Source organism: Streptomyces viridosporus, assembly GCF_002078235.1.
GTDB lineage: Bacteria > Actinomycetota > Actinomycetes > Streptomycetales > Streptomycetaceae > Streptomyces > Streptomyces viridosporus.
In genome coordinates this window covers 1-3,053 of the sequence record NZ_MSGP01000658.1, presented here as the reverse complement: position 1 = coordinate 3,053, position 3,053 = coordinate 1, and the positions used below count along the sequence as shown (strand labels likewise).

The following is a 3,053-nucleotide window of genomic DNA, read 5'->3' as shown; positions in this document are numbered from 1 at the left end:
CATCCGGCGTCCGGCGGCGGCCGCCTTCGCCGAGCGGCTGCGGCAGGCCGCCCCGGACGCCGGATGACCCCCGCGCGTCTCAGGTTTGTCCAAAGGGTGGACAGCAAGTCGGCATATCAGACAAATCTCTCGCTTTCGGTTGGGGGACCGCCGCGCCCTGGCTAACCTGCCGGTATGGCCCTCGGAACCGCATCCACCAGGACTGATCGCGCCCGCACCGTGCGCGACATGCTCGCCGCCGGGAAGACGACGTACTCGTTCGAGTTCTGGGCCCCCAAGACGGAGAAGGGCGAGCGCAACCTGTGGAACGCGCTCCGCAGGGTCGAGGCGGTGGCCCCCAGCTTCGTCTCCGTGACGTACGGCGCGGGCGGTTCCACCCGGGCCGGCACGGTGAAGGCGACCGAGCAGATCGCCGCCGACACCACCCTCACGCCGGTCGCCCACCTCACCGCGGTCAACCACTCCGTCGCCGAACTGCGCAACATCATCGGCCAGTACGCCGACGCCGGGATCCGCAACATGCTCGCCGTGCGCGGCGATCCGCCCGGCGACCCGATGGGCGACTGGGTGCCGCATCCGCAGGGCCTGACCTACGCCGCCGAACTCGTCCGGCTCATCAAGGAGTCGGGCGACTTCTGCGTCGGTGTCGCCGCCTTCCCGGAGATGCACCCGCGCTCGGCCGACTGGGACACGGACGTCGCGCACTTCGTCGACAAGTGCCGGGCCGGCGCCGACTACGCGATCACGCAGATGTTCTTCCACCCCGAGTCCTACCTGCGCCTGCGTGACCGAGTCGACGCGGCCGGCTGCGAGACCCCGGTGATCCCCGAGGTCATGCCGGTGACCAGCGTGAAGATGCTGGAAAGATTGCCAAAGCTCAGTAACGCCGTGTTCCCGGACGCCCTCAAAGAGCGGATCCTCGCAGCGAAGGACGATCCGGCGGCGGTACGCTCCATTGGCATCGAGTTCGCCACGGAGTTCTGCGCGCGGCTGCTGGCCGAGGGAGTGCCCGGTCTGCACTTCATCACGCTCAACAACTCCACGGCGACGCTGGAAATCTACGAGAACCTGGGCCTGCACCATCCACCGCAGGCCTAGACCGGTCGCACCGGTGTACGACACACTGCGTAGCGGCCGCTGGGAGAGGGGCGTACATGGGCTGGACGGTCCTCTACATCGCGTTCGGCATCGTCGCGCTGTGGCTGCTCGGCGAGGTGCTGCTGCAGTACAAGGCGCGCCTGCGCTGGCGGCTGCTCGCCTTCGGCGGCTTCCTCGGTGTCGTGCTCGGTGTGCTGATCCCGTCCGTCGTCGTCATCGGGCTGGGTGCCGCCGCCTTCGCGGTCGGCCAGACCTACGTCACGCTGTCCTTCCGCCGCGGCTTCGCGGCCGGCTGGGCGGTCAACTCCCCGATGCTGGCCGCCGCCAAGGGCCGCCGCGGGGACCGCGGACGCCAGGAACCGACCCTGGAGGTCTCCGACCTGGAGACGGCCGGCGGCGGTTACGGCGACGAGGGCGCCGGCCACCGCGACGACCGGGGCGGCTACGGCACGGACGACGACTACGACCGCGACGACGTGTTCACCCCCGCGCGCCCCGACCGGACGGCGGACACCGGGAGCACCGCCGTCTACGAGCCGCAGCCCATGCCCGACGACACCGGCTCCTACGGCGTCTACGGCGACACGGGGTACTCCGCCCCGTCCCAGGAGCAGTACGCGGCGACCGCCCAGGGCGCCGACCAGGGCTACGCCTACGACTACTCCGGCTACGGCCAGCAGCAGGGCTACGACACCACCGGGCAGCAGCAGTACGCCGCCTACTCCGACCCGTACATCGGCACCCAGACCTACGGCGGAACCTCGTACGACACCGGCTACGCCGACCCGCAGCAGTACGGCCAGCAGGCCTACGGCCAGGACCAGTACGCCGGCGCCCACGGCGGCGAGACCCCGCCCGGCGGCCTGTGGGTCCCGCAGCAGCGCAGCACCGACGACCCGTACGGCGGTGAACTCCCGCCGGAGCAGCCGTACCCGTACCAGGGCGACGGGCAGACGCCCGGGACCGGGAGCGGGACCGGGTACGACGAGCAGTACCGCTTCTGACGCCCGGCCGGGAGGTCACTGGGACCCCCGGAACCCCGGCCCCTCCACGATCAGCCCGGCGACCAGCGCGCCCGACATGCCGGCGTGCGGGAGACCGCCCCCGGGGTGGGACCAGCCGCCGACGCGGTACAGCCCCGGGAGCGGGGTGGTGTTGGCCGGGTGGAGGAAGCGGCCCCGGCCGGCGGCGAGAGCGGGAGCGGGCACGCCGCCCCGCGCGGCGCCCGTCTCCTCCCCGGAGTCGCCGGGCGTGCGCACCTCCCGCCACAGGACACGCTCGCGCAGACCGGGGACGGCGGCCCCGGCGGCCTCGACGAGCAGGTCCGCGAACCGCTCGCCGGCCCCTCCCGCGCCCCAGTCCACCCCGTGCGGCACCGCGGCGGACAGGACCACGGACTCGTGCTCCGGGTCGGGGCGCAGGGCGGGGTCGTCCGGCCGCAGCACCGTCACCGTGGGCCGGGCCGGGGTGCCGGCGGGGGCGGTGAGGAAGTCCAGCTCGGCCGTGCGGTCGGGGGCGTGCACCACCGTGTGGTGCGCCGCCCCGGACTCGCGCGGCCCGCGCAGCGCCAGCAGCACCGTGAACCGGCCGGGCCGCCGCAGGCCCGCGGGATCGGGGCGCACGTCGTCGTCGCCGTACAACGGATGCCCGGTCATGCGCTCCAGCCGGTGCGGGTCCACCCCCGCGACCACGTGGTCCGCCTCGGACGCCGTGCCGTCGTCGAGCTCCACCCCCGCCGCCCGGCCGTCCTTCTCCAGGACCCGGGCGACCCCGGTGCCGAAACGGAACTCGACCCCGCGGGCCAGGCACCGCTCGTACACCGCGCGCGCCAGCTCCCGCAGGCCCCCGCCGCGCACGTACCACGTGCCGAAGGCGTACTCCATGTACGGCAGCACGGCCGCGCTCGCCCACGGCCTGGACCCGCGCGACACCCCGGCGAGCGCGGCCGTGCTGCC

Annotated in this window: 3 protein-coding genes; 2 read left to right on the top strand and 1 reads right to left on the bottom strand. The window is 73.5% G+C overall.

What is annotated here, in order from left to right; translation table 11 throughout:
- Positions 1-174: 174 nt before the first annotated feature.
- Both metF and B7L92_RS35160 read left to right on the top strand, forming a co-directional pair.
- Positions 175-1,098, top strand: a complete 924-nt coding sequence (metF, locus tag B7L92_RS35165) for a methylenetetrahydrofolate reductase [NAD(P)H] (RefSeq protein ID WP_081241271.1) — start codon at positions 175-177, stop codon at positions 1,096-1,098.
- A gap of 56 nt (positions 1,099-1,154) precedes the next feature.
- Positions 1,155-2,102, top strand: a complete 948-nt coding sequence (locus B7L92_RS35160; protein WP_081241270.1) for an SCO2102 family sporulation regulator — start codon at positions 1,155-1,157, stop codon at positions 2,100-2,102.
- A gap of 15 nt (positions 2,103-2,117) precedes the next feature.
- Here the strand turns inward: B7L92_RS35160 and B7L92_RS35155 are convergent.
- Positions 2,118-3,053, bottom strand: a 936-nt coding sequence (locus tag B7L92_RS35155; protein ID WP_143626434.1) for a phytoene desaturase family protein, incomplete at its 5' end; no start/stop codon positions are given.